Source organism: Streptomyces sp. NPDC002125 (assembly GCF_053593715.1).
On record NZ_JBSFDD010000021.1, the window covers coordinates 65,053 to 87,048 of the forward strand.

20 protein-coding genes are annotated in these 21,996 nt (G+C 71.1%); 7 read left to right on the forward strand and 13 right to left on the reverse strand.

The window, feature by feature from the left end:
* Positions 1 to 52: 52 nt before the first annotated feature.
* Together ACWCQM_RS29200 and ACWCQM_RS29205 are read left to right on the forward strand one after the other, a co-directional pair.
* Complete coding sequence (locus ACWCQM_RS29200) at positions 53 to 334, forward strand: mycothiol transferase (RefSeq protein WP_450918097.1); 282 nt, start codon at positions 53 to 55, stop codon at positions 332 to 334.
* Between the two features lie 140 nt (positions 335 to 474).
* Entirely contained in the window at positions 475 to 1,047 is a 573-nt protein-coding gene (locus ACWCQM_RS29205) for a dihydrofolate reductase family protein (protein WP_450918098.1), read from the forward strand.
* Positions 1,048 to 1,100: 53 nt separating this feature from the next.
* Here the strand turns inward: ACWCQM_RS29205 and ACWCQM_RS29210 are convergent, their stop codons facing one another.
* The 7 genes from ACWCQM_RS29210 to ACWCQM_RS29240 all read right to left on the reverse strand — a co-directional run bounded on the left by ACWCQM_RS29210 (position 1,101) and on the right by ACWCQM_RS29240 (position 9,332).
* A complete protein-coding gene (locus ACWCQM_RS29210) occupies positions 1,101 to 2,627 on the reverse strand; it encodes a sensor histidine kinase (protein WP_450918099.1) in 1,527 nt (508 codons plus the stop codon).
* Positions 2,624 to 3,346, reverse strand: coding sequence for a response regulator transcription factor (locus tag ACWCQM_RS29215; protein WP_450918100.1), 723 nt, complete (start codon positions 3,344 to 3,346; stop codon positions 2,624 to 2,626). The genes ACWCQM_RS29210 and ACWCQM_RS29215 overlap by 4 nt, the downstream gene beginning before the upstream one ends.
* A gap of 164 nt (positions 3,347 to 3,510) precedes the next feature.
* Positions 3,511 to 5,391, reverse strand: a complete 1,881-nt coding sequence (locus tag ACWCQM_RS29220; RefSeq protein WP_450918101.1) for a CotH kinase family protein — start codon at positions 5,389 to 5,391, stop codon at positions 3,511 to 3,513.
* On the reverse strand, positions 5,391 to 6,068 hold the full coding sequence (locus tag ACWCQM_RS29225; protein ID WP_450918102.1) for a DUF4956 domain-containing protein: 678 nt from the start codon (positions 6,066 to 6,068) through the stop codon (positions 5,391 to 5,393). Before ACWCQM_RS29225 ends, ACWCQM_RS29220 begins: the two co-directional genes overlap by 1 nt.
* Complete coding sequence (locus ACWCQM_RS29230; RefSeq protein WP_450918103.1) at positions 6,065 to 6,985, reverse strand: VTC domain-containing protein; 921 nt, start codon at positions 6,983 to 6,985, stop codon at positions 6,065 to 6,067. The genes ACWCQM_RS29225 and ACWCQM_RS29230 overlap by 4 nt, the downstream gene beginning before the upstream one ends.
* 215 nt (positions 6,986 to 7,200) lie before the next feature.
* Entirely contained in the window at positions 7,201 to 7,815 is a 615-nt protein-coding gene (locus ACWCQM_RS29235; protein WP_450918104.1) for a DUF1349 domain-containing protein, read from the reverse strand.
* Complete coding sequence (locus tag ACWCQM_RS29240; protein ID WP_450918105.1) at positions 7,812 to 9,332, reverse strand: aldehyde dehydrogenase (NADP(+)); 1,521 nt, start codon at positions 9,330 to 9,332, stop codon at positions 7,812 to 7,814. Before ACWCQM_RS29240 ends, ACWCQM_RS29235 begins: the two co-directional genes overlap by 4 nt.
* A gap of 154 nt (positions 9,333 to 9,486) precedes the next feature.
* Between ACWCQM_RS29240 and ACWCQM_RS29245 the strand changes: the two genes are divergently transcribed.
* Together ACWCQM_RS29245 and ACWCQM_RS29250 are read left to right on the forward strand one after the other, a co-directional pair.
* A complete protein-coding gene (locus ACWCQM_RS29245; RefSeq protein WP_037691667.1) occupies positions 9,487 to 10,257 on the forward strand; it encodes an IclR family transcriptional regulator in 771 nt (256 codons plus the stop codon).
* 124 nt (positions 10,258 to 10,381) lie between these two features.
* Complete coding sequence (locus ACWCQM_RS29250; protein WP_450918106.1) at positions 10,382 to 11,836, forward strand: peptidoglycan D,D-transpeptidase FtsI family protein; 1,455 nt, start codon at positions 10,382 to 10,384, stop codon at positions 11,834 to 11,836.
* Between the two features lie 101 nt (positions 11,837 to 11,937).
* On the opposite strand, the gene ACWCQM_RS29255 is transcribed toward ACWCQM_RS29250, so the two are convergent.
* Positions 11,938 to 13,428 carry an NCS2 family permease gene (locus tag ACWCQM_RS29255; protein ID WP_450918107.1) on the reverse strand — a complete coding sequence of 497 codons (1,491 nt, stop codon included), beginning with the start codon at positions 13,426 to 13,428 and terminating at the stop codon, positions 11,938 to 11,940.
* A 217-nt stretch (positions 13,429 to 13,645) separates the two neighbouring features.
* Here ACWCQM_RS29255 and ACWCQM_RS29260 point away from each other — a divergent pair, with 217 nt between their 5' ends.
* The 3 genes from ACWCQM_RS29260 (at position 13,646) to ACWCQM_RS29270 (ending at position 15,907) form a co-directional block, all read left to right on the forward strand.
* A complete protein-coding gene (locus ACWCQM_RS29260; protein WP_450918108.1) occupies positions 13,646 to 14,218 on the forward strand; it encodes a SigE family RNA polymerase sigma factor in 573 nt (190 codons plus the stop codon).
* A complete protein-coding gene (locus ACWCQM_RS29265) occupies positions 14,218 to 14,928 on the forward strand; it encodes a hypothetical protein (protein ID WP_450918109.1) in 711 nt (236 codons plus the stop codon). The genes ACWCQM_RS29260 and ACWCQM_RS29265 overlap by 1 nt, the downstream gene beginning before the upstream one ends.
* Before the next feature lie 145 nt (positions 14,929 to 15,073).
* Positions 15,074 to 15,907, forward strand: coding sequence for a pectate lyase (locus ACWCQM_RS29270; RefSeq protein WP_450918110.1), 834 nt, complete (start codon positions 15,074 to 15,076; stop codon positions 15,905 to 15,907).
* On the opposite strand, the gene ACWCQM_RS29275 is transcribed toward ACWCQM_RS29270, so the two are convergent.
* From ACWCQM_RS29275 to ACWCQM_RS29295, 5 genes are all read right to left on the reverse strand, one after another.
* The gene (locus ACWCQM_RS29275) at positions 15,904 to 17,040 is read right to left on the reverse strand and encodes a dienelactone hydrolase family protein (RefSeq protein ID WP_450918111.1); all 1,137 of its coding nucleotides are present in this window, start codon (positions 17,038 to 17,040) and stop codon (positions 15,904 to 15,906) included. The genes ACWCQM_RS29270 and ACWCQM_RS29275 overlap by 4 nt on opposite strands.
* A complete protein-coding gene (locus tag ACWCQM_RS29280) occupies positions 17,037 to 18,143 on the reverse strand; it encodes a pectinesterase family protein (protein WP_450918112.1) in 1,107 nt (368 codons plus the stop codon). The genes ACWCQM_RS29275 and ACWCQM_RS29280 overlap by 4 nt, the downstream gene beginning before the upstream one ends.
* A 94-nt stretch (positions 18,144 to 18,237) precedes the next feature.
* A complete protein-coding gene (locus tag ACWCQM_RS29285) occupies positions 18,238 to 19,563 on the reverse strand; it encodes a pectate lyase family protein (protein ID WP_450918113.1) in 1,326 nt (441 codons plus the stop codon).
* A gap of 93 nt (positions 19,564 to 19,656) precedes the next feature.
* Positions 19,657 to 20,481 carry a rhamnogalacturonan acetylesterase gene (locus ACWCQM_RS29290; protein ID WP_450918114.1) on the reverse strand — a complete coding sequence of 275 codons (825 nt, stop codon included), beginning with the start codon at positions 20,479 to 20,481 and terminating at the stop codon, positions 19,657 to 19,659.
* Positions 20,482 to 20,610: 129 nt separating this feature from the next.
* Positions 20,611 to 21,945: an ABC transporter substrate-binding protein gene (locus ACWCQM_RS29295; RefSeq protein WP_450918115.1), complete on the reverse strand. Its 1,335-nt coding sequence runs from the start codon at positions 21,943 to 21,945 to the stop codon at positions 20,611 to 20,613.
* Positions 21,946 to 21,996: the final 51 nt, after the last annotated feature.

Sequence of the window (21,996 nt, forward strand, 5' to 3'; positions counted from 1 at the left end):
CGCGTCCTGGAGGAGGCCAGGATCTGACCTGTTCGCTCCCTACGGTGTCCGCATGGCACCCGAGACCGAAGGACTCCTGGCCGCCCTGCGCGAAGCGCGCCGGCTCCTGCTCATCACCACGCGGGACGCGTCGGACGCCCAGCTGACAGAACGGTCCACGGTGAGCGAGCTGACGCTGGGCGGCATCCTGAACCACCTCACCCGGGCCGAGCGGGTCTGGACGCACATCCTCACCGACGCCACCGGCAGGACCCCTGACGGCATGTGGGACATGGGGCAGTACCGGTGCCCCGAGAACGCCACGGCCGACGGGCTGCCCGACGCACAGAGGTGACCGGGCGGCGAGTCCGGCACCGATGAGTTTCCTGGTGCGCCGCAGTCGAAGACCATGAGGGGCGCGCACCGGCCACGAGGCGGTCGCGGCGCACAAGATGGATCCGCCGGGAACCGGACAAGAGATATCGAGGAACTCAGATGCGTACGCTGATCAGCACCGCCTTCGTCTCGCTCGACGGTGTCATGGAGGCACCGGGGGGCGAGCCCGGTTACCGGAACTCCGGATGGACCTTCAAGGACGTGGAGTTCGTCCCCGAGGCCTTCGAGATCAAGGGCCGGGAGCAGAAGGAGGCCGCGGCGATGCTGCTGGGCCGGGTCAGCTACGAGGCGTTCAGCGCGGTGTGGCCCGGCATGGAGGACTTCGCCGACTACAGGACGATGCCGAAATACGTCGTCTCCACCGCCCTCACCGAGAACGGGCTCGTCTCGAACTGGGGCGACACGACGATCCTGCGCTCGCTCGACGACGTCGCCGCGCTGAAGGAGACCGAGGGCGGACCGCTCATCGTCCACGGCAGCGCCACCCTGAACCACGGCCTCTCGGACGCCGGTCTGATCGACCGCTACCACCTGCTCGTCTTCCCGCTCCTGCTCGGCGCGGGCAAGCGGCTGTTCAGCGCCACGGACAAGGACACCCAGAAGCTGAAGCTCGTCGAGCACGAGGCCTACGCCAACGGGCTGCAGAAGAACGTCTTCGACGTCGTCCGCTGAAGCGGCCAGGGGGAGCCCGTCCGGCGTTCCCTGCGGGGACGGCTCGGGACGGCTCAGGACGGTCCCGCCGGGAGGAGCAGCCGGAAGGCGCAGCCCTCGCCGGGGCCGGTGTCGAGTTCCAGCCGGCCGCCGTGGGCCTCGGCGATGGTCGAGGCGATGGCCAGACCGAGGCCCGATCCGCTGTCACGTGGTGCGCCCGGGGCCGGTGCCGCCCGGTAGAAGCGGTCGAAGACCTGCCGCGCGTCCTCGGGCATCAGACCGGGGCCGTCGTCGACGACCTCGATGACATGGGCGCGAGCGCCGCCGGGCAGCGGTGGACCGGCGCTGGTGCGGCCCGGGCGGTCGGCTCCTCCGGTGCGGGGGCCCACGCTCAGGCTCCCGACGTGCACCTGGACCCGGGTGCCGGGCGGGGTGTGGGTGCAGGCGTTGTCCAGGAGGTTGGCCAGCACCTGGGCCAGCTGGTCCGGATCGCCCGAGCCCTCCACGACGTCGAGCTCCCCCGAGCCCCCGGGGCCGCCGCGCTCCAGCGGGGCGAGGGTGATGCGCCGCCCCGGGTGGCGTACGGCCGAGGCGGCGATGGAGTCGGCGGCCAGGGAGAGCAGGTCGACGGGACCGTGCTCGGTGCCGGGGGCCTCGCCGAGCTTGGCCAGCAGGAAGAGGCTGTCGACCAGGCGGCTCATCCGGTCGGCGTTCTGCGCGATGAGCTCATGGGCCTCGCGTCGGCGGCCCGGGGACATGTGCGGGTCGTGCAGCAGGAGTTCGGCGAAGCCCTGGAGGGACGTCAGGGGGGTACGCAGCTCATGGCCCGCGTCCGCCATGAAGCGGCGCAGCCGCCGCTCGGTCCTGTCCTTGCGGTGCAGCGCCGCGCGCAGCTGGTCCAGCATGGTGTTGAAGGCGATGCCGAGGCGGCCGACCTCGGTGTCCGGGCTGGTGTCGGCGACCTGCTGTTCCAGCCGGCCGCCGGCGATGCTCCGTGCCGTGTGTTCGACACGGGTCAGCGGCCGGAGGCCGAGGCGCACGGCGGCCCCGCCGAGCAGCGTCACCCCGGCCGCCGTGACCGCGCCGATGGCGAGGCTGAACCAGAGCAGCCGGGACGTCGCGTCCCGCAACGTGTCGAGGGGCAGCGCCACGACGGCCCGCATGCCGTCGGGTCCGGAGTCGGCGACCACGCGCCAGCTGCCGTCGCCGTCCTCGGCGGGCACCGTGGCGGGGCGTCCGTCCGCGAGGCCGCCCGCGGTGACGGTGCGCGCCAGACGCGGTTCGCCGTGGCCGCTGCCGAGGGAGTCGGGCAGGAGGTCGCCCTCGGCGTCGTAGAAGTAGACGCGGAAGTCCGAGGGAAGGGTCTCGTGGTCGGGCGGCCGGTGGGCGGGCGCCCCGCCCCTGGCGATGTCCCGGTAGACCGGTGAGGGCGGGCGGAAGTCGGTGAGGCGGTCGTCGACCTGCCCGATGAGCCAGGAGCGCATGAGGGTCAGTCCGGTGGCCTGGCACACCAGCACGGCCGCGGTGGCGAGGACGGTGGCGATCAGTACCAGGCGGGTGCGCAGGGAGCGGGGGCGCAGCCGCGCCGGGAGCCGTCTCACGCGGTGCCGTCCCTCGGCAGGCGCAGGCAGTAGCCGACGCCCCGGACGGTGTGGATGAGCGGCGGTTCCGTACGGTCGATCTTGCGGCGCAGGTTCTTGATGTAGGTGTCGACGATGCGGGTGTCACCGGCGAAGTCGTAGTGCCAGACCCGTTGCAGGATCTGCTGCTTCTCCAGGACCTTCTCGGGCTGCGCGATGAGGCAGGCCAGCAGCCTGAACTCCGTCGGCGACAGCGGGACCCGCTGCCCGGCGCGGCACACCTCGTGGGCCTCCTCGTCGAGGGTGAGGTCGGCGTAGCGCAGGGGCGGGCGCACGGCGGGCGGCCCGGTGCGCGGTCCGGCGCTGCGGCGGAGGATGGCCCGTACCCGCAGCAGGATCTCCTGGACGTGGAAGGGCTTGGTGACGTAGTCGTCGGCGCCCGAGCTGAGTCCGATGATGCGGTCCTCGACCTCGGTACGGGCGGTGAGGAGGAGCACCGGGGTGTAGATGCCCCGGGCGCGCAGTTCGCGGGTCACCCGGAAGCCGTCGGTGTCGGGGAGCATCACGTCCAGCACGATCAGGTCCGGGCTGCTGCGGCCCGTCTCCGCGAAGGCCTCCTGCCCGGACCCCGCCGAGGCGACGGCGTAGCCGGCCGCGTGCAGGGCCGAGGTGAGCAGCGTGCGGATGCTCGGGTCGTCCTCGACGACCAGAACGGTGTGCCGGGCTGGGGAGGCCGTCACGTGGGGTTCACCTCGGGTGGTACGGGGGCGCGTCCCCCGCCGACCGGAGCCGGCGGGTGGCTGGGGGCGGCGCCCACCGTACGGAACGCTCCTGTGAGAGACGGGTGCGCCGGCGCCCCGGAACGGACGGGGGGATCCGTTACGGGGCGCCGGTGGTCATCCGGTCACTTCACTTCCTCGTCCTTCGCCAGTGCCTCGGTGCGCGTGGTGACGGTGGTGCGCAGCGTGGCGACGGCCTTCTCCAGATCGGCCGCGGCGACACCGGCCTTCGCGGCCTGTCCGGAGATGTCGTCCAGCGCCTTCAGCGCCGTACCCGAGCCGAACCACTTCGCGTACAACTCGCCGTACGCCTTCTTGTAGACGCTGTCGAAGGCGTCCAGCTCCAGGAAGCGCTCCTTGAGGGCGTGGCCCCCCATGGAACCGCCCTGGCCGCCCGCCCCGCCCGGGCCGCCGTCCTCGCCGCCGGGCATCTCCATGCCCTCCGGTGGTTCCATGCCTTCCGGCAGCTCCATGCCCTCCGGTGGTTCCATGCCCTCCGGCAGTTCGGGCATGCCCTGCGGCTGGCCGCCCTCCTGGCCGCCGGCCGCCTGTCCGCCTTCCTCCTGGCCCGTCCCACCGGCGCCTGCGCCGCCGCGGAAGCCGCCGCCCGTGCTCATGTCGTCGTCAGGCCCGGCCTCGGCGTCCCCGCTGAAGGTGAGGTTGTAGTCCCACCCGAGCACGGAGAACTTCTTGGTGTCCAGGTCGTACCGGAGCAGGTAGTTCTTTCCGGGGCCGGCCATGTCGTCGAAGTTCAGCAGCAGGTTCTGCGCGGCGACGTACGTGGCGAACGACTCGACGTCGACGTGCTTGCCGAGGTCTTCGGCGAACTCCTCGTCCGTTGCCTCGTCCGCCCACTTGATGAGCTTCATGACGGGTTCGAGGTCCTGGCTCCCGACCATGTTGAGCTGCCGGAAGGAGCTCTCGTAGTCGGAGGGGTCGTCGCCCTGGTAGTCGAAGCTGCCGCCCGCCCTCGCCTTGTACAGCACTCCGTTGCCGTCGACGGCCTCGGCGTACTCGGTGTCGGGGTTCTCGACCATCAGCCTGGTGACGGCTGGACGGTTGTTGACGGCCACGGTGGTGAAGCCGTAGCGCTCGGCGGGCTCTCCGCTGCTGTCCATCAGCGACAGCGACAGGGCCTCGTTCAGCGGCACCTGTTCGTCGCTGCCGGGGCGCAGGGAGATCTCGCGCTCGCCCTGGTAGGCGCGGCCCTCGACGTACTCGTCGATCTTGATGAGCCAGGGCAGCTCCTCGGGTTTGTCGGCGGAGAGGTTGTACTGGGTCATCCCGCCCCCCATACCGCCCCGGCCTGCCGCGCCGCCGGCGGCGTCCTCACCGCCGGCGGCACCCGTGGTTCCCTCGCCCGCTCCCGCAGCGCCCTCGGTTCCGGCACCAGCCCCGGTTCCGGCACCGCCTGCGGCTCCGCCCGCGACTCCGGTGCCACCCTCGGCACCCGCGCCCTCCGTTCCGGCACCGCCTGCGGCGCCAGGACCGCCGGCGCCGTTCGCCGTCCGGCGGTCCTGGCCCCCGCCGCCCTGTTGCTGCCGCGGGGCGCCCTGTCCGGCTCCGGCGGGCATCCGGCCGCCACCGGCCCCGCCCTGGTTGCCGCGCAGGGACATCAGGGTGGAGTTCCCCTTGAGGCGGATTCCGACGTCCTCCAGGTAGACCCCGTCGATGGTGAGGTCCGCCTCGATGGACTCCTTGGTCCCCTCGTCCTCGAACTCCTTCATCATCTTGTCGAAGTCGGTCTGGTCGAACGACAGCTGGATCGAGTGCTTGACCGTGGTGTCGTACAGGCCGACCGTGCCCTGGATGTTGTCGGTGATCGGGTCCGCCTCCACCTGCGAGGCGGAAGTGACGTACGGCGAGACACGGGCGTCACCGAAGGCGTACACCATGACGGCCAGGCCCACACAGAGCGCTCCGGCCGGCTTCCAGTGGTGCCGCACCCGCACGGGGATGCGGTCCTTCAGCCGCCGCCGGCGAGCCGGCGTTGCGTCGCCGCTCATCACAGGTCGGTCGTGTCGTAACCGGTCAGCACCGTCACCCGCTGCCCGGACGTGCGCTCCTGGAGGGCGGTGACGAGGTCGCCGGGTTCGGTGCCCTTCTTCATCCGCACGGTGTAGAACACCTCGTTGAGCGCGCCGCCCCGGATGGTCTCCGTACTCACCAGCTCGAACTCGGAGGTGTACTTGATCAGGACGTCACGGATGGCGGGCGTGTAGTCCTCACCTGCGGGGACCTGGACCTTGACGACCTGGCGCTGCACGTTGAGGGCGAACCAGTTGAACTTGAACATCACGAGGATGATGACGCAGATCACGATGGCGCCGACGGCGGCCAGCGTGTAGAAGCGCGCACCGCAGGCCATGCCGATGGCCATGGCCAGGAAGATGAAGCCGACGTCCCTCGTCTCCTTGACCGCGTTCCTGAAGCGGACCACGGACAACGCGCCGACCAGGGAGAACGCCCGCGCCAGGTTCGAGCCGACCACCAGCATGATCAGGGCGACGATCATTCCGACGATGACCAGCGTCTGGACGTAGGACTGGCTGTAGGACACGTTCCGGTGCGTGTACCGGTAGGTGTAGCCGATCACCGTGCTCAGGATGAACGACAGCGCCATGGCGGCGACCACGTCCGCGACGCTGAACGTCCCGCTGAGTTCCTGCAGATCGAAGTTCACTTAGCTCCTGCTTTCACCGGCGCGTGCGGCGCCGCCGGCTGCCCCAGCGGCAGTCGGGTGTGGGGGGTGGGCGGCGGACAGTCCGCCTCGTCGACGTGGAAGACGGACCTGGGGGCCAGGCCGAACGCCTCGATGGACTGCACGTACTTGCTGATGCGCACCAGGTTCAGGTTCCGGCGCGCGGCGAGGTCGGTGATCCAGTGCGGTGTGCGCTCGTTGACCTTGATCTCCATCACCGACATGTGCGGCGGGATGGTGAACCGGTTCTCCGGCGTGGCGATCCCGAAGTGGAAGTCGCGGTCGCGGCCCCGGATACGCCGGTCGAAGGTGACCCGCAGCCCGGTGTCCGAAGCCCGGCCGACCAGCGCCTCGCGCTGGTACCCCGTGATCGCGGTCGGCCGGAGGTTCAGCCGGATGACCAGATCCAGCACCTCCTGGACGAAGCCGCTCTCGCGGGGCGAGTGCTCCACCATCTCCCGGCCGTCGCACAGCCGCCTGGCCGTCTCGTAGGGCAGGGTGATGCGGCGCTTCTGCGTGACGCGGTTCACCCGCTGCTTGATCTCCACGCACACCGGCGACTCGTCGGTGACTCCGTCGAGATCGCCGTAGTGCCTGATCCGCAGCTTGCGCCGGAACTTCAGGCCCTCGATCTTCTCCCAGTAGAACCGCAGCTCGGGGCTGTCGTAGTACAGGCTCCAGACCCCGTAACCGCCCACCGGGCTGTTCAGGTCCCGGTCCATCCGCTCGCCGAGTTCTTCACGGATCTCGGCGGCCTGCTCCACGGGCACGAGGTACTTCAGTTCGAACCGGTTGAACGCGTGCAGCCTGCTGGCCACGTGCAACGGCTGGTCATTCCCCTGGGCCGGGGCGTCGCCGTCCCGGGGCCCACGGGTTGCAGCCATGTCGGGTCGCGACACCCTGCGCCTCCTTACGTCTACGTGCCGGACCGGCCGGCACATGACACGCAATCAACGGCGCATGAGGAAGCCGTGAGAAACACGGGTTGATTGCAGGAGGATTCCAGGTGACCTCTGGGTGAACGGCAGGCGTATGCGACACCGGTTCCCCCTCACAGAACGAGGGGCCCGGAATCCTCGCGGATCCGGGCCCCTCGCGCACCTGTGCCGTTACGTCAGCTGCCGTCCCGCAGATCGGCCGGGGCGGAGGGCCGGAAGGCGATGCGGTCGAACGACACCGCGCAGCCGTCACCCGTGGGCGACTGGACGAGGAAGCCGATACGGGCCGCCGGGCGCTCCTCCTCCGTACCGAGCGTGAAGAACCGCACGAAGGTCCACCGCTCACCGTCCGCCGAGGCGTGGAAGGCGAACGCGCCGCCGGTACGGCTGAGCCGCAGCCAGTGGCTGTCGCCCTCCACCTCGGCGGAGTTGACGTCGTCGGACTGGCCGCGGGTGACCACGGTGCAGACCGTCGGGCGTTCCGGGGAGAGCTCCAGGCAGATCTTCGCCCAGTCCCGCTCCCCCACGTGGAGGTAGAGGACGCCCGCGTCGAAGGCGGCGGCGAAGTCCACCGTGACCCGGGCGATCAGCTGGAAGTCGCCCTCCGGCGCCGCGCCCAGCAGACGGGGCGCGTCGGTGGCGGGCTCCAGTGCGTCACCGCCCGGCGGGACGAAACGGTCCTGCTTGGCACCCGCCGAGCCGGTCAGCACACCGTCGGCGTACGCCCACTGCCCCTCGGGACCGAAGGGCTCCAGGGAGAAGGGGAGCTCGGGGAGCTGGACCGCCGTCATGCGCGCCGCCCGTCGACCCGGCGGGGCAGGCCCTGCGGGTTGTCCTCGCGCAGCTCCGGCGGCAGCAGCGCCTCGGGCGTCGACTGGTAGCTGACGGGGCGCAGCCAGCGCTCGATCGCGGTGGCGCCGACCGAGGTGGAGGTGGAGGTGGTGGCCGGGTAGGGGCCGCCGTGGTGCTGGGCTGGGGCGACCGCGACACCGGTCGGCCAGCCGTTGACCAGGACGCGTCCGGCGACCGGGGTGAGCTCGGCCAGCAGTCCGGCGGCGCTGCCGTCGGCCTCCTCGGTGGCGATCTGGAGGGTGGCGGTGAGGTTCCCGGGGAGCCGGGAGAGCACGGCGGTGATCTCCTCCGGGGAGTCGTAGCGCGCCACGACGGTGACCGGGCCGAAGCACTCCTCCAGGAGCGCGTCGTGCGGTCCCTCCTGGGCGAGCCGCCGCGCCGGCACGGTGAGGAAGCCCGCGGAGACGGTGTGCTCGCCGCCCGCGCCCGGGGTGACCGGGGTCTCGACGTCGGGGAGCGCGGCCCGCTCGGCCACTCCGCTGACGAAGGCGTCGCGCATCCGGTGGTCGAGCATGACCCCGGCGCTGGTGCCGCTGACGGTCTCGGTCAGCGACTTCAGCAGCTGGTCGCCCGCCTCGCCGGACGGGGCGAACACGAAGCCGGGCTTGGTGCAGAACTGCCCCGAGCCCATGGTCATCGATCCGCCGAGTCCCGCGCCGATCTGCTCGCCGCGCTCCGCGGCGGCGGCCTCGGTGACCACGACCGGGTTGAGGGAGCCGAGCTCGCCGTGGAAGGGGATCGGGGTGGGCCGGGCCGCCGCGGCGTCGAACAGGGCCCGGCCGCCGCGGATCGACCCGGTGAAGCCGGCGGCGGAGACCAGCGGGTGCCTGACCAGCTCGACGCCCGCCTCGAAGCCGTGCACCACGGTCAGGACGTCCTCGGGCAGACCGTGCCGGGCCGCGGCCGCGCGCAGGATCGCGGCGCAGACCTCGGAGGTCGCCGGGTGGTCGGGGTGCGCCTTGACGACGACCGGGCAGCCCGCGGCGAGCGCGCTCGCGGTGTCGCCGCCGGGGACGGAGAAGGCGAGCGGGAAGTTGCTGGCCGCGTAGACCGCGACGACGCCGAGCGGGATCTTGTAGCGCCGCAGGTCCGGCCAGGGCGGGGTCCGGCTGCCGTCCTCGTGGTCGATGTGGATGTCGAGGAAGGCGCCCTCGTCGACGACCTCGGCGAAGGCCCGCAGCTGCGCGGCCGTGCGGGCGAGTTCCCCGGTCAGCCGGACCGGGCCGAGCGCGGTCTCCGCGTCGGCGGTCTCGACGATCCGGTCCTTGGCATCGGTGAGCAGATCCGCCGCGGTGCGCAGGAAGGCCGCGCGCACGGTGCGGTCGGCCAGCGCGCCGCGCACGGCGTGCGCCGCCCGGACCGCGCGGTCGACCTCCTCCGCTGTAGCCTCCACCGCAACCTGCTCACGCGGGTTCCCCGTTCGGGGGTCGACGCTCCAGACTGGTGCTGCTGCCACCGTGTTTCCTTCCGGTCCACTGCCACACAGGAGAAGTTGTTCGGTATTCTGAACAGCGTTCCTGAACGTGAATACATGGGAACTCTATTTCCGGGCGTTCCGTGTTGGCAAGAAGTCGCAGGGTCGTACAAGAGGGCTGGAAGGGGCATAAGGCATGTCGGTAGCCGAGTCTGGTGGGGCACAGGTCAAGTCCGCTGTACGGACGGTGGAGCTCCTCGAATACTTCGCGGGGCGCCCCGGCATGCACTCGCTGGCCGCGGTGCAGGAGGCCGTCGGTTACCCCAAGTCCAGCCTCTACATGCTGCTGCGCACGCTGGTGGAGCTCGGCTGGGTGGAGACCGACGCCACCGGCACGCGGTACGGCATCGGCGTGCGGGCCCTGCTCGTGGGCACCTCGTACATCGACGGCGACGAGGTCGTCGCCGCGGCCCGCCCCACGCTGGACCGGCTCTCCGACGACACCACGGAGACCATCCACCTGGCCCGGCTGGACGGGACGAACGTGGTCTACCTCGCCACCCGGCAGTCCCAGCACTATCTGCGCCCCTTCACCCGCGTCGGCCGCCGGCTGCCCGCCCACTCCACCTCGCTCGGCAAGGCGCTGCTCGCCACCCACAGTGACGAGCAGGTCCGCAAGATGCTGCCCGAGACGCTGCCCGCGCTGACCGAGCACACCCTGACCGACCGCGAGAAGCTCATCGAGGAGCTGCACCTCATCCGCGAGCAGGGTTACGCGGTGGACCGCGAGGAGAACACGCTGGGGCTGCGCTGCTTCGGTGTGGCGATCCCCTACCGCACGCCGGCGCGCGACGCGATCAGCTGCTCGGTCCCGGTCGCCCGGCTCACGCCCGCGCACGAGCAGATGGTCAAGGACGCCCTCTTCGACGCCCGCGACCGGCTCACCCTCGCGACCCGGCGGCTCTGAGCACCGGAGGGCCCTCGCACTCCCGGGAAACCCGCGCCCCTGAGGAACCGGCGCTCCTGAGAAACCGGTGAGAAGGAACACGAACGGGAACGCCCCCGGCGCCCCCGTTCGTCCCTCCAGCGGGATGAACAAGACGATCAGGCGCGCTTCGGTCTTCTGTCTGCTCATGGTCCTCGCCCTGCTGGTGCGGGCGACCTGGGTGCAGGCGTACGAAGCCCGGGCGCTCGCAGACGACGAACACAACCGGCGGAACGTGATCGCGCAGTACGCGCAGCCGCTCGGTGACATCATCGTGGCCGGCTCGCCGGTCACCGGTTCGAAGGAGACCCGGAGCGTCGACGACCTCCGCTACAAGCGTTCCTATACCCAGGGCGAGCTGTACGCGGCGGTCACCGGCTACAGCTCGCAGGCGTACGGCGCCACCCAGCTCGAAGGCATCTACAGCGATGTCCTCGACGGCACCGACGACCGGCTCAAGAACCCCGCCGATCTGCTCACCGGCGAACAGACCTCGCCCGGCGACGTGGTGACCACCATCGATCCCGGTGTCCAGAAGGCGGCCTTCGAGGCGCTCGGCGACGACCGGGGCGCGGCGGTCGCGATCGACCCGGAGACCGGCCGGATCCTCGGGATGGTCTCCTCGCCCTCGTACGACCCGTCGGACATCAGCGGTACGTCGGACGGCGACGCCTGGCAGAAGCTGCTGGACGACAAGGACAAGCCCCTGGTCAACAGGGCGCTGCGGCAGCCGCTCCCGCCCGGCTCCACGTTCAAGCTGGTCGTCGCGTCGGCGGCGCTGGAGAACGGCCTCTACAGCTCGGTCGACGAGGCCACGGACAGCCCCGATCCGTACACCCTCCCGCACACGACCACGGTCCTGTCGAACGAGAACCCCTCGGCCCCCTGTGAGAACGCCACCCTGCGCACCGCCCTCCAGTACTCCTGCAACAACGTCTTCGCGAAGGTCGCGGCAGATCTCGGCCAGGACAAGCTGAAGGCGATGGCGGACGCCTTCGGCTTCGACACGGAAAAGCTGGACGTGCCGGTGCGGGCGTCGCAGAGCGTGTACCCGTCCGGCATGGACGACGCCCAGACCGCGCTGACCGGCATCGGCCAGTTCGAGGTGACCGCGACGCCGCTCCAGATGGCCATGGTCTCGTCGGCCCTCGCCAACGGCGGTGAGCTGGCCTCGCCGCACATGGTCTCGAAGGTGACGGACTCCGACGGCTCCACGCTCCAGGAGTACTCCGACGGCGACACCGAGCGCGTGGTGAAGGCGTCGACGGCCGAGCAGCTGCGCAGCGCGATGGTCACCGTCGTGGAGGAGGGCACGGGCAGCAACGCCCGGATCGACGGCGCCGAGGTGGGCGGAAAGACGGGCACCGCGCAGAACGGTGTGGACAACAGCAACACCCCGTACGCCTGGTTCACCTCGTACGCGAAGGACGACTCGACCGGCAAGCAGGTCGCCGTGGCCGTGGTCGTCGAGGACTCGGGGGCGGCCCGCTCCGAGGTCAGCGGCAACGGTCTCGCGGCGCCGATCGCGCAGAAGATGATGAAGGCCGCGCTGACGTCCTGAGCCGGGCCGGACACGGCTCCGGCGCCCCCTGAGCCCGGCCCGGCATGACTCCGCCACCGCTCCGACGGGAGCGGTGGCGGAGTCGTGTCGGAGCCGGGCGGCTACTTCACGCCGAGCAGCTGCTCGATCGGGTCGATGGCGAAGTAGACCGCGAAGAGCGCCGACGCGCCCCACAGCAGCCAGTGCACCTCACGCGCCTTGCCGAGGACCGCCTTGATCACGACGTACGCGATGAAGCCCGCGCCGATGCCGTTGGTGATCGAGTAGGTGAACGGCATCACGGCGATCGTCAGGAAGGCCGGGACCGCGATCTCGTACTTCTCCCAGTCGATGTGCCGCACCTGGGCCATCAGCAGGAAGCCGACCGCGATCAGGGCCGGCGCGGCGGCCTGCGCGGGGACGACGGTGACCAGCGGGGTGAGGAACAGCGCCAGGGCGAACAGGCCGCCGGTGACCAGGGACGCGAAGCCGGTGCGCGCGCCCTCGCCGACGCCCGCCGTGGACTCGACGTAGGACGTGGCGGAGGAGGCGGAGGCGGCGCCGCCCGCGACGGCCGCCGCGCCGTCGATGAGCAGGACCCGGCCGAGGTGCGGGACCTTGCCGTTCTCGTCGAGGACCCCGGCCTCGGTGGAGACGCCGACGACGGTCCCCATGGTGTCGAAGAAGTCGCTGAGCAGCAGGGTGAAGACGAGCAGCACGATCGTGACGGCACCGACCTCGCCGAACGCCCCGAAGAGGCTGAACGAGCCGATCAGCCCGAAGTCCGGGGCGGCCACGAGGTCGTCGGGGACGGCCGGGACGGTCAGGCCCCAGGCCGTGGGGGCGATGTCGGCGATCTCGTTGATGAGGACGGCCACGACGGTCATCACGATGATGCTGATGAGGATGGCGCCCTTCACCCCTCGGGCGAGCAGCGCGACGGTGAGCAGCACCCCGAGGCAGAAGACCAGGACGGGCCAGCCGGAGAGCTGTCCGGTGAGGCCGAGCTGGACGGGGACGGAGCCCGTGTCGCCGGGGATGCGGGTGGCGAAGCCGGCGTCGATGAAGCCGATGAAGGCGACGAAGAGGCCGATGCCGACGCTGATGGCCTGCTTGAGCGCGGCCGGGATGGCCGTCATGATCGCCTCACGCAGACCGGTGACGACCAGGACGCAGATGAGCAGCCCTTCGAGGACGATGAGGCCCATCGCGTCGGGCCAGCTCATCAGGGGTGCGAGCTGGAAGGCGACCACGGCGTTGAGTCCGAGACCCGCGGCGAGGGCCAGCGGCAGATTGCCGCCGACTCCCATGACGACGGTCATCACGGCGGCCACCAGGGCGGTGGCGGTGACGAGTTGGGGGCCCGAGAGGTGGTTGCCGAACTTGTCCTCGGCCGACCCGAGGATGATCGGGTTGAGCACCAGGATGTAGGCCATGGTGAAGAAGGTCGCGAAGCCGCCGCGTATCTCGCGTCCGAAGTTCGAACCGCGGGCGCTGATCGAGAAGTAGCGGTCGACCGCGTTCGCCTTTCCCCCGGTCACCTGGGGTCCCGAGGGATCGGGCGCGGGTGGTGCTTCGCTCTTGTTCACCGTGGAATCGGCTCTGTCCGGCATGACTCTCCTTGTTGCGTGAAGGTCCCTCGACGGGTAGCTGGATTGTTCACCTGTCGCAGGGGGGTTCAGGTTTTCGCCGTGTTACGCCTTACTGGGAGGCGCACCCGCGTCGAAGCGCTTCCGGGGTGCACGTTGGTACGCTCTCGCCCCGCGAACGGGAATGGGAACGTACACAGCTCGTTCGAGTGCAGGAAACCAGTGCAGAGAAGAGGTCACCGTGGGCACGGTCGTCGATGATGCTGCCGCCGCCGAGTTCCATGCGTTCTTCGAGGCGCACTATGCCGAACTCGCCAGGCTCGCCCATCTGCTGACGGGCGAGGCGGACGCGGCCGACGATCTGGCCGCGGACGCGCTGATGGCCCTCTGGCACCGCTGGGACCGGGTCAGGGGCGCCGATCACCCGGCGGCGTACGCGAGGGGCGTGGTCGCCAACCTCGCCCGTACGCGCATCCGCAGCGCGGTGCGCGAGCGCCGCAGGATCGCCCTGTTCTGGGCGCCGCGCGCCGCCGGTGACGGCTATGCGGCGGACGGGCCGGACGTGTCGGCCGTGGTGGACGTCCAAGGGGCCCTGCGGCGGCTGCCGTTCCGCAAGCGCGCGTGCGTGGTGCTGCGGCACGCCTTCGACCTGTCGGAACGGGACACCGCTCTGGTCCTCGGGGTCTCGGTCGGTACGGTGAAGAGCCAGACCTCGCGCGGAGTGGCGGAACTCCAGCGGCTGCTCGGATCCGAGACCCCGGCGGCACAGGTACAGGTGGCGGTCGCGGGGCAGCGCACCGGAGGAAGGCATTGATGGACGAGGACCTGCGGGAGCGGCTGCGCACGGCCGCCGCTTCGCACCGGCCCGACCGGGCGCGGATGCTGGCCCGGATCGAGCGCGGGATGGCCCAGGGGCCGCCGGCCCGCCCCGCGCGGGCCCCGCGCTCGCCGATGCCGTGGCTGCGGATCGCGGGCGCGACGGTGGCGGTGTGCGGGGTGCTGACGGCGGGCGCGTTCGCGGTCACCTCGACGGGCCGGGAGGAGCCGTCGGGCGGGCAGCGGGTGGCGGCCGAGCCCGCGCCGCCGGCCCCGGCCACGCCGCCCCCGGTGAGGGGCGGCGAACTGCCCGCGGGCAAGGGCCCGCTGTGGTCGGACGGTTCGCTGGACCCCAACAGCAGCGACTACTGGGCGCAGAGCGAGGTGGTGGTCAAGACGACCGAGCCGCTGACCGGGCTCACCGTCGAGCTCCGGATCGCGATGAACGGCGGGGTGAACACCACCGGTTCCTGGCGTTCCCTGCCCGAGGGGGACTTCGAGGCCACGGCGCGGGAGGAGGACGGCTACCTCGTCTACCGCTGGACGCTGAAGCCGGGCCGTGGTGTTCCCACGGGCACGCACACCTTCGCGGGGCAGTACAACCACGCGGAGGGCGCCCGCGACACCGGGCAGGACGACTACACGGCGCGGGCGCGCACGGCGGACGGGACGACGTCGGTGGGCGGCGGCTTCAGCGAAACGCGCTGAGCACGGCGGGCCGGGAGACGACGCGCACCGGGGGCGCCGGAGACGGGAAGGAAAACACATCCGGAACCCGGCAACCCTTTCGTGGGCGGTGGCGACTCTTGAGCGCAACACTCCCCCCACCCCCCTACGAACGGGACCGACGAACATGAGCGAACGAGCGCACAAGCACAGGCGCCGCCCCGGCAAGCGCCGTATGGCCGCGGCGCTGACCGCGGCCCTCGGCCTCACCGGCGCCGCCCTGGCCACCAACGTGATGCTCCAGCCCGCCGGCGCGGCGACCGCCGCCGTGCCCGCCTGGCCCAGCGCCACCGGCTCCCAGGCCGTCTCGAAGACCATCGAGGTCTCGGGGACGTACGACGGCTCGCTGAAGCGCTTCTACGGGAGCGGTGACCTCGGCGGGGACGGTCAGGACGAGGGCCAGGACCCGCTCTTCAAGCTGGCCGACGGGGCGACGCTGAAGAACGTCATCCTGGGCTCGCCCGCCGCCGACGGCGTCCACTGCTCCGGCAGCTGCACGATCCAGAACGTCTGGTGGGAGGACGTCGGCGAGGATGCCGCGTCCTTCAAGGGCACGTCGACCGGCTCCGTCTACACGGTGTACGGCGGCGGCGCCAAGAAGGCCTCCGACAAGGTCTTCCAGTTCAACGGCGCGGGCAAGCTGGTCATCACGAAGTTCCAGGTCGCGGACTTCGGCAAGCTGGTCCGCTCCTGCGGCAACTGCTCCAAGCAGTACAAGCGCGAGATCATCGTGAACGACGTCGACGTCACGGTGCCCGGGAAGTCCCTGGTCGGTATCAACACCAACTACGGGGACACCGCGGCGCTGCGTTCGGTGCGCATCCACGGTGACAGCAGCAAGAAGATCAAGCCGTGCGTCCGCTACACCGGCAACAGCACCGGTGCAGAGCCGACGGAGACGGGCAGTGGCCCGGACGGCACGTACTGCCGCTACACCGCGTCGGATCTCAGCTACGACTAGGTCTGCGGCGGCGGTGAGGCGCCCCCACCGGGTCCCGGTCCGGACCCGGCGGGGGCGCCGAGCCATGTGCCGAGCCAGGTGTGGACGTCGTCCTGCATGGCGGCCGTGAAGACATGGCCGGCCTCCGGCCAGACCGTGGTGGTGAGCCGGTCGCCCGCCCCCGCCGAGTCCCAGACCGCGCGGAGCTTCGCGTACGCCGTCTCCACCCCGGCCGCGGTGAACAGGTGGTCGCGGCCCCCGGCGTGGAACAGCGCGGGCTTGGGGGCGGCGAGGGACGCCACGTCCGGGATGTCGAGCAGGCGGTTGAGGCCCGGGTGGAGCATGAAGTACGCGGACTGGCCCCGCAGGGTGTTGTTGCCCGGCACCATCATCTCCTTGAGCCCCGTCATCCAGCAGACGGCCGCCGCCGCCCGGACCCCGTCGGACAGGGCGGACAGCTGCCAGGCGCGGTAGGCGCCCATGGAGAAGCCCAGCGCGCCGACGCGCGCCCCGTCGACCTCGGGCAGCGAGGCGAGGAAGGCCGCCGCGCGGATGTCCTCGTGCGCGGCGAGTCCGGCCAGCGAGGTGCCCAGCTGGAGGAGGTTGGCGGCCAGGGCCTGCTGGTCCTCGTGGGCGAGCGGGCCCCTGTCGCCCCAGCCGAGGGTGTCCACGGCGAGCACGGCGTAGCCGCGGGCGGCCAGTTCGTCCCCGATGAACCGGCCGTCGTAGCACCGCTTCGCCCACGCGGTGGCCAGGGCGAGACGGCCGGGATCCGACCAGGGCCGCACGGTCTTCTCACGGCCGATCGAGAACTCCCCGCCGTGGTCGTGCAGGAGCAGCACGGCGGGGAAGGGACCCGCGCCGTGCGGCACCAGCAGGGAGCCGCGGGCGCGCGTGTAGCGGCTCAGGGCGAACTCCACGGTGCGTCCGGTGTACGTCCCCGAGCGGTGCTCGTCGACCGTCACCGGGTCGAAGGGCTCGGGGCCGGGTCCTGGCGGCTGGAGCAGCGCCTCCCCGGCCGCGGCGCGTGCCGTCGCGCGCCAGGCCGGGAAGTCGCGCGTGGTGGACCTCTCCCAGGAGAGCGGAAAGGTGAGTTCGTCCCTGAGCCGCTCGTGGAAGACGGGCAGCACGCCCTGGGTGATGCCCGGCGTCACGCCTGGGGGCGCCAGTCGCCGAGGTAGCCGGCGGGGGTGTGGGAGCGGGCCTCGGACGCGGTGAGCTGCGGGCGTTCGGCCGGGTCGGTGACGCGCGCGCCGGGGCCGGTGTTGCGGTACTCCGCGAAACGCTGGTCCTGCCAGGGGAAGCCCGCGGACATCGTGCCGTACGGAGTGACCGCGTCGATGCCCGCGCCGAGGTGGCTGTCGCGGACCGTCAGCATCGGGTGCGCGGTGAGGTCCGACGAGGGCACCCAGGGGCGGGCCAGCTTGTAGTACGCGTCCGGGGCGGTGCTGGTGATCCTGGAGCGCAGGACCAGGTATCCGCGCGGGTTGGCTCCGGCGGTGCTGGGAGCGAAGACGAAACCGTACGGGGCCGAGGCCAGGTCGGTCCGGGTCAGTGTGCGGAAGTGGCAGCGGTCGAAGACGGCGGTGGCCCGGCCGAAGACGAAGTCGACGTCGCCCTCCACGTAGCAGTCGCGGTAGTACTGCCGGGCGAAGGAGGTCAGGGCGAGGGAGTCGGCGTACAGGGTGTCCTGGTGGCCGAGGAAGCGGCAGCCGTGGAACGCCGAACGGTCGCCCTGGACCTTGATCGCGACGGCCTGGGTGCCGGTGTACCCCGGATTGTCGGAGCGCAGCCAGTCGTTGGCGAAGGTCACGTCGCGGGCGGTGAAGTCCGCGGCCTGGACGGTGACGCTGGCGGACCCGCTGGTGCCGTAGGTGCCCGAGCCGTCGGGCTTGGGCGTGCCGGCCGCGTTGTTGTGGACGATGACGGTGTCGCGCGGGTCGCCGCTCGCGCCGATGAGGGTGAGACCGGACCTGGCGGCGCCGATGGTGACCGCACCGCGGTAGGTGCCGGGGGCGATGACCAGGGTGTGGCCGGTGCCGGTCGCGGCCTCGACGGCGGACCGGACGTCGGTGTGGTCGCCCCTGCCGAGCGGATCGACGTACAGGGTCAGGGCGTCGAGGCGGCGGGACGGTGAGCCGTAGCGTCCGAAGGGGCGGCTGTGCGGTGCGGGGCGCGCGTGGGCGGCGGGGGCGCCGAGGGCGAGGGCCGCTCCCGCGCCCGCGAGCAGGGACAGGGCGCTGCGTCTGCTGGGCATGGCGGAACTCCTTGCGAAGAAGGGCCGGCCGGAGCGGCGCCTTCCGGGGTGGTGGAAGGGTGCGGTGCCGCTCCGGCCGGATCGGGGGGCGGGGTCAGCGGGCGGAGGTCCTGCCCGCTCCCGCCTTGAGGGCCACCAGCACGGGGACGGCGAGCGGGTGGTTGACCTTGGTGCGCAGCGTCGGGGTCCAGCCGGCGCCCGTGGCGAGCTGCTCCTCGGGGACGCCCGCGTTGTGCACGGCGATCAGGTCGGTCTTGCGGCCGTTGACGTAGTTGTCGCCCGCCGTGAGCGGGGCCTCGGACCACTTCTTCAGGATCTTCGCCTTGTCGAAGCCGGAGCCGAGGGTGAAGGCGTTGGACTCGGCGACGAGCTTGGACTCCTTGCCGATGCCGTAGCTGTAGCCGTAGACGCTGCCGGTGGTGGCGACGAAGTGGTTGTTGTAGGAGTCGACCTGGCCGAAGCGGACGCGGGGCGCGCGCTCGTTGACGTTCTTGAACAGGTTGTGGTGCAGCGTCACCCGCAGGTGGCCGCTGTCGGTGGCTCCAGCGCTGTCGCTGTTGCCGATCAGCATCGTCTTGTCGTGGTCCTTGAGGACGTTCCACGAGACGGTGACGAGGTCGGCGCCGCGCACGATGTCGAAGAGGCCGTCGTGCTGCTGGTAGACCTTGCCGAAGTAGTGCGGCTGGTCGGCGTCGGGGCGGTCGCCGTCGCTGAAGGTGTTGTGGTCGACCCAGACGTGGGTGGAGCCGTGGACGACGAGGTTGTCGTACTCGGAGTTCCAGGCGCCCTGGTCACCGTCGGTCGGGTCCCACTGGGGGAAGCAGTCGTAGGTGTCCTCGAAGGAGATGTTGCGGACGATCACGTTGGAGACGTTCTTCACCTGGAGGCTGGCGCCGATGATCGTGGCGTCCTTGCCGACCCCGACGAGCGTGGTGTTGGACGGGACGTTCACGTTGACCGCGGCGGCCTGGAGCTTCGCGGATGCGGCGCGGGCTTCCTCCAGCGGGCCGGAGGGCACCGCGTCGGTGCCCCAGACGGCCGGGTCGTAGGCCGCGAGGTACTTCTCCAGGGTGTAGCCGTCCTGCTGGTAGGCCTCGCAGCCGATCGGGGTGCCCTCGGCGTCGGAGTTGCCGTGGACGGTGCCGGCGATCCTGACGATCTTCGGCGCGTCCCCGGCCTCCTCGAAGGCGGCGATGAGCTCGGCCCGGTTGGTGACGGTGTAGACGTGGTCGGGGGTGGCGTTCGCGCCGCCGGTGGTGGAGCCCTCGGCGGAGGCCCAGCCGTCACCGGCAGGGAGCACGGAGCGCTCGATGCCCTTTCCGTGGCCGGTCGCCTGGGCGGGGACGGTCACGGCGAGGGCGAGCGAGGCGGTTCCCAGCACCACGGCGATGGCGCGGGTGTGTCTCATACGTGCGGGCATGGCTGATCCCTAACTGTCGTACGTGGAAGAAGGAGTGGAGGAGATCCAGGTGCGCGGGCGGGCCGTGGGGCCGGACCGCGGTGGTGCGGAGGGTCAGGCCTGCGGCCAGGTGATCCGTTCCGCGGGGATCGGGTCGTCGAGGCGGCGCAGGTCGCGCGGTGCGAGTACGCGCCGGTCGAGCAGGGCGCGGGCCGTCGTCCTGGCCACCTCGATCGCGCCCTCGGGCCGGAAGTGGGTGTTGTCCTGCTTGCCGTCCGGGTAGTTCGGCGACTCTCCGGGCTCCAGCCAGTTGAAGTACGCCAGGGTCCCGTCCGGGCCGAGTTCCTGCCAGCGGGCGAGGGAGAGCGCCTGGAGGTCGAGCAGGGCCACGCCCTCCTCGGCCGCCAGGGCGCGCATGGCCGCGGGGTACTCCCCATGGGTGGGCTTCGCGGTGCCGTCCTCGGCGAAGCGGCGACGCTCGACCGGGGTGATCAGCACGGGCTCGGCCCCGCGCTCACGGGCGCCCACGATGTACTGCCGCAGATACTCCTGGTACGTGGTGTAGGGGTCGGTGCCCCGGGCCGGGTCCTCGGTCTTCTCGTCGTTGTGCCCGAACTGGATGAGGACGAGATCGCCCGGACGGACGCCCTCCAGGAGGATGGTGAGCCGGCCCTCGTCGATGAAGCTCTTGGAACTCCGGCCGTTCATCGCGTGGTTGGCGACGGTGAGCGAGCGGCCCAGGAAGAAGGGGAGGGCCATGCCCCAGCCCGTCTCGGGTGCCGCGGCGGCGTACTTCTGGGCCGCCGTGGAGTCGCCCGCGATGTGCAGCGTCCGGGGCCTGGGCCTGCCCCGGCCGCCGTCCGCGAGTGCGGGGGTGGCGCCGAGGGCGAGGGGCAGCGCGAGGAGCGCGGCTGCCGTCCGTCTGCGGGTGAGTGACACAGGATGACTGCCTCTCTCGGAGGACGAACGCGAGGTGGTGCACGTGGGGAGGGACCGGCGGCGGGACGCGACCCGGACCGCCGCCGGTCCCCCGGTCACCGGGGTGCCTGGCGTGGCGTGGGCGGCGGCTCAGCCGTTGCCCAGTTCCTTCCACTCCTTCTGGGCGGTGTTCAGCTCATCGGCCATCTTGTCGAGGAAGGCCTTGGCCGTGACCTTGCCGAGGAGCAGCTTCTGGAACTCCGGCTCGTTGTCGGCCTTGCTGATGTTGTTCCAGTCGGGCAGGTGGTACGGCAGGTCCACGATGGTGGTGGAGCCGTCGGTGAGGGCCTTCGCGGCGAGCGCGGTCGGCTCGGTCTTGGAGATCCACGGGTCCTTGGCGGCCTCGGTGTTGGCCGGGATGGCGCCCGCGGACTCGTTCCACTTGCTGTTGGACTCGTGCGAGGCCGCGAACTCGATGAACTTCCACGCCGCGTTCTTGTTCTTGCTGGACCGGAAGAGGCCCAGGCCGTCGACGGGGTTGGAGACCTGGACACGCTTGTCACCGGCCCCGGTGGGGGCGGGTATCCCGGCGAACTTGTCCTCGCCGAGGGCCTTCAGGTGGTCCTGGTAGGAGCCCAGGTTGTGGCTGAGCATCCCGATGGTGCCGGTGTCCCACTGGGCGACCATCTTGGTGAAGTCGTTGTTGACGTCGGCGGCCGGCGTCGTCTTCTTGAAGAGGCCGGCGTACTTCTCCAGCGCCGCGACGTTCTTCGGGTCGTTCAGGGTCGTCCTGTCGCCGTCCCAGAACTCCGTGATGCCGGTCTGGCCGTAGATCGCGTCGAGGGCCTGGGCGATGGAGCCGGCGCCGCCGCGGATGGTGTAGCCGAACTTGTTCTTCTTCGCGTCGGTGAGCTTGTCGGCGGCGACGTAGAACTTCTCCCAGGTGGTGGGAGCCTCCAGGCCGGCCGCCTCGAACAGGTCGGTGCGGTACCAGAGCGCGCCGTTGTTCGCGGAGGTCGGCACGGAGTACATGTCGTCGCCCCGGCCGCCTGCGGCCTTGACGCTCTCGACCATGCTCTCGACGAGCTTGCCCTTCAGCTCCGACTTCTCCAGCCGGTCGTTGACGGGCTCCAGGGCTTCCTGGGACACGATGTTGGCCAGGTAGGCCGTGCCGACGCCGCCGACGTCGGGCAGGCCGCCGCCCGCGATGGCCGTGTCGTACTTGGACTGGACGTCAGCGATCGGGATCGGGACGTACTTGACCTTGATGTCCGGGTTGGCCTTCTCGAAATCCTTGATGATCTCGGTCCAGATCTCGGTGCGCGGACCACCGTTGTTGTCCCAGAAGGTGATCTCGCCCTTGCCGCTGCCCTCCGTGCCTGAGCTGCTGCCGTCGTCACCGCAGCCGGTGGCCGCGATGGCCAGGACCGCCGTGAGGGACACCGCGGTCGCGGCACGCCCCCGGAGCGTCTTCGAGATGTTCATGTCGGCTCTTCTCTCTCGGATCTGTACGCGTGCGTGGGGGGAAATCAGTGG

Coding starts and splice junctions, on each gene's coding strand:
- ACWCQM_RS29200 (WP_450918097.1), top strand. CDS start 53: ATGGCACCCGAGACCGAAGGACTCCTGGCCGCCCTGCGCGAAGCGCGC.
- ACWCQM_RS29205 (WP_450918098.1), top strand. CDS start 475: ATGCGTACGCTGATCAGCACCGCCTTCGTCTCGCTCGACGGTGTCATG.
- ACWCQM_RS29220 (WP_450918101.1), bottom strand. CDS start 5,391: ATGAGCGGCGACGCAACGCCGGCTCGCCGGCGGCGGCTGAAGGACCGC.
- ACWCQM_RS29235 (WP_450918104.1), bottom strand. CDS start 7,815: ATGACGGCGGTCCAGCTCCCCGAGCTCCCCTTCTCCCTGGAGCCCTTC.
- ACWCQM_RS29245 (WP_037691667.1), top strand. CDS start 9,487: ATGTCGGTAGCCGAGTCTGGTGGGGCACAGGTCAAGTCCGCTGTACGG.
- ACWCQM_RS29250 (WP_450918106.1), top strand. CDS start 10,382: ATGAACAAGACGATCAGGCGCGCTTCGGTCTTCTGTCTGCTCATGGTC.
- ACWCQM_RS29255 (WP_450918107.1), bottom strand. CDS start 13,428: ATGCCGGACAGAGCCGATTCCACGGTGAACAAGAGCGAAGCACCACCC.
- ACWCQM_RS29265 (WP_450918109.1), top strand. CDS start 14,218: ATGGACGAGGACCTGCGGGAGCGGCTGCGCACGGCCGCCGCTTCGCAC.
- ACWCQM_RS29270 (WP_450918110.1), top strand. CDS start 15,074: ATGAGCGAACGAGCGCACAAGCACAGGCGCCGCCCCGGCAAGCGCCGT.
- ACWCQM_RS29280 (WP_450918112.1), bottom strand. CDS start 18,143: ATGCCCAGCAGACGCAGCGCCCTGTCCCTGCTCGCGGGCGCGGGAGCG.
- ACWCQM_RS29285 (WP_450918113.1), bottom strand. CDS start 19,563: ATGCCCGCACGTATGAGACACACCCGCGCCATCGCCGTGGTGCTGGGA.
- ACWCQM_RS29295 (WP_450918115.1), bottom strand. CDS start 21,945: ATGAACATCTCGAAGACGCTCCGGGGGCGTGCCGCGACCGCGGTGTCC.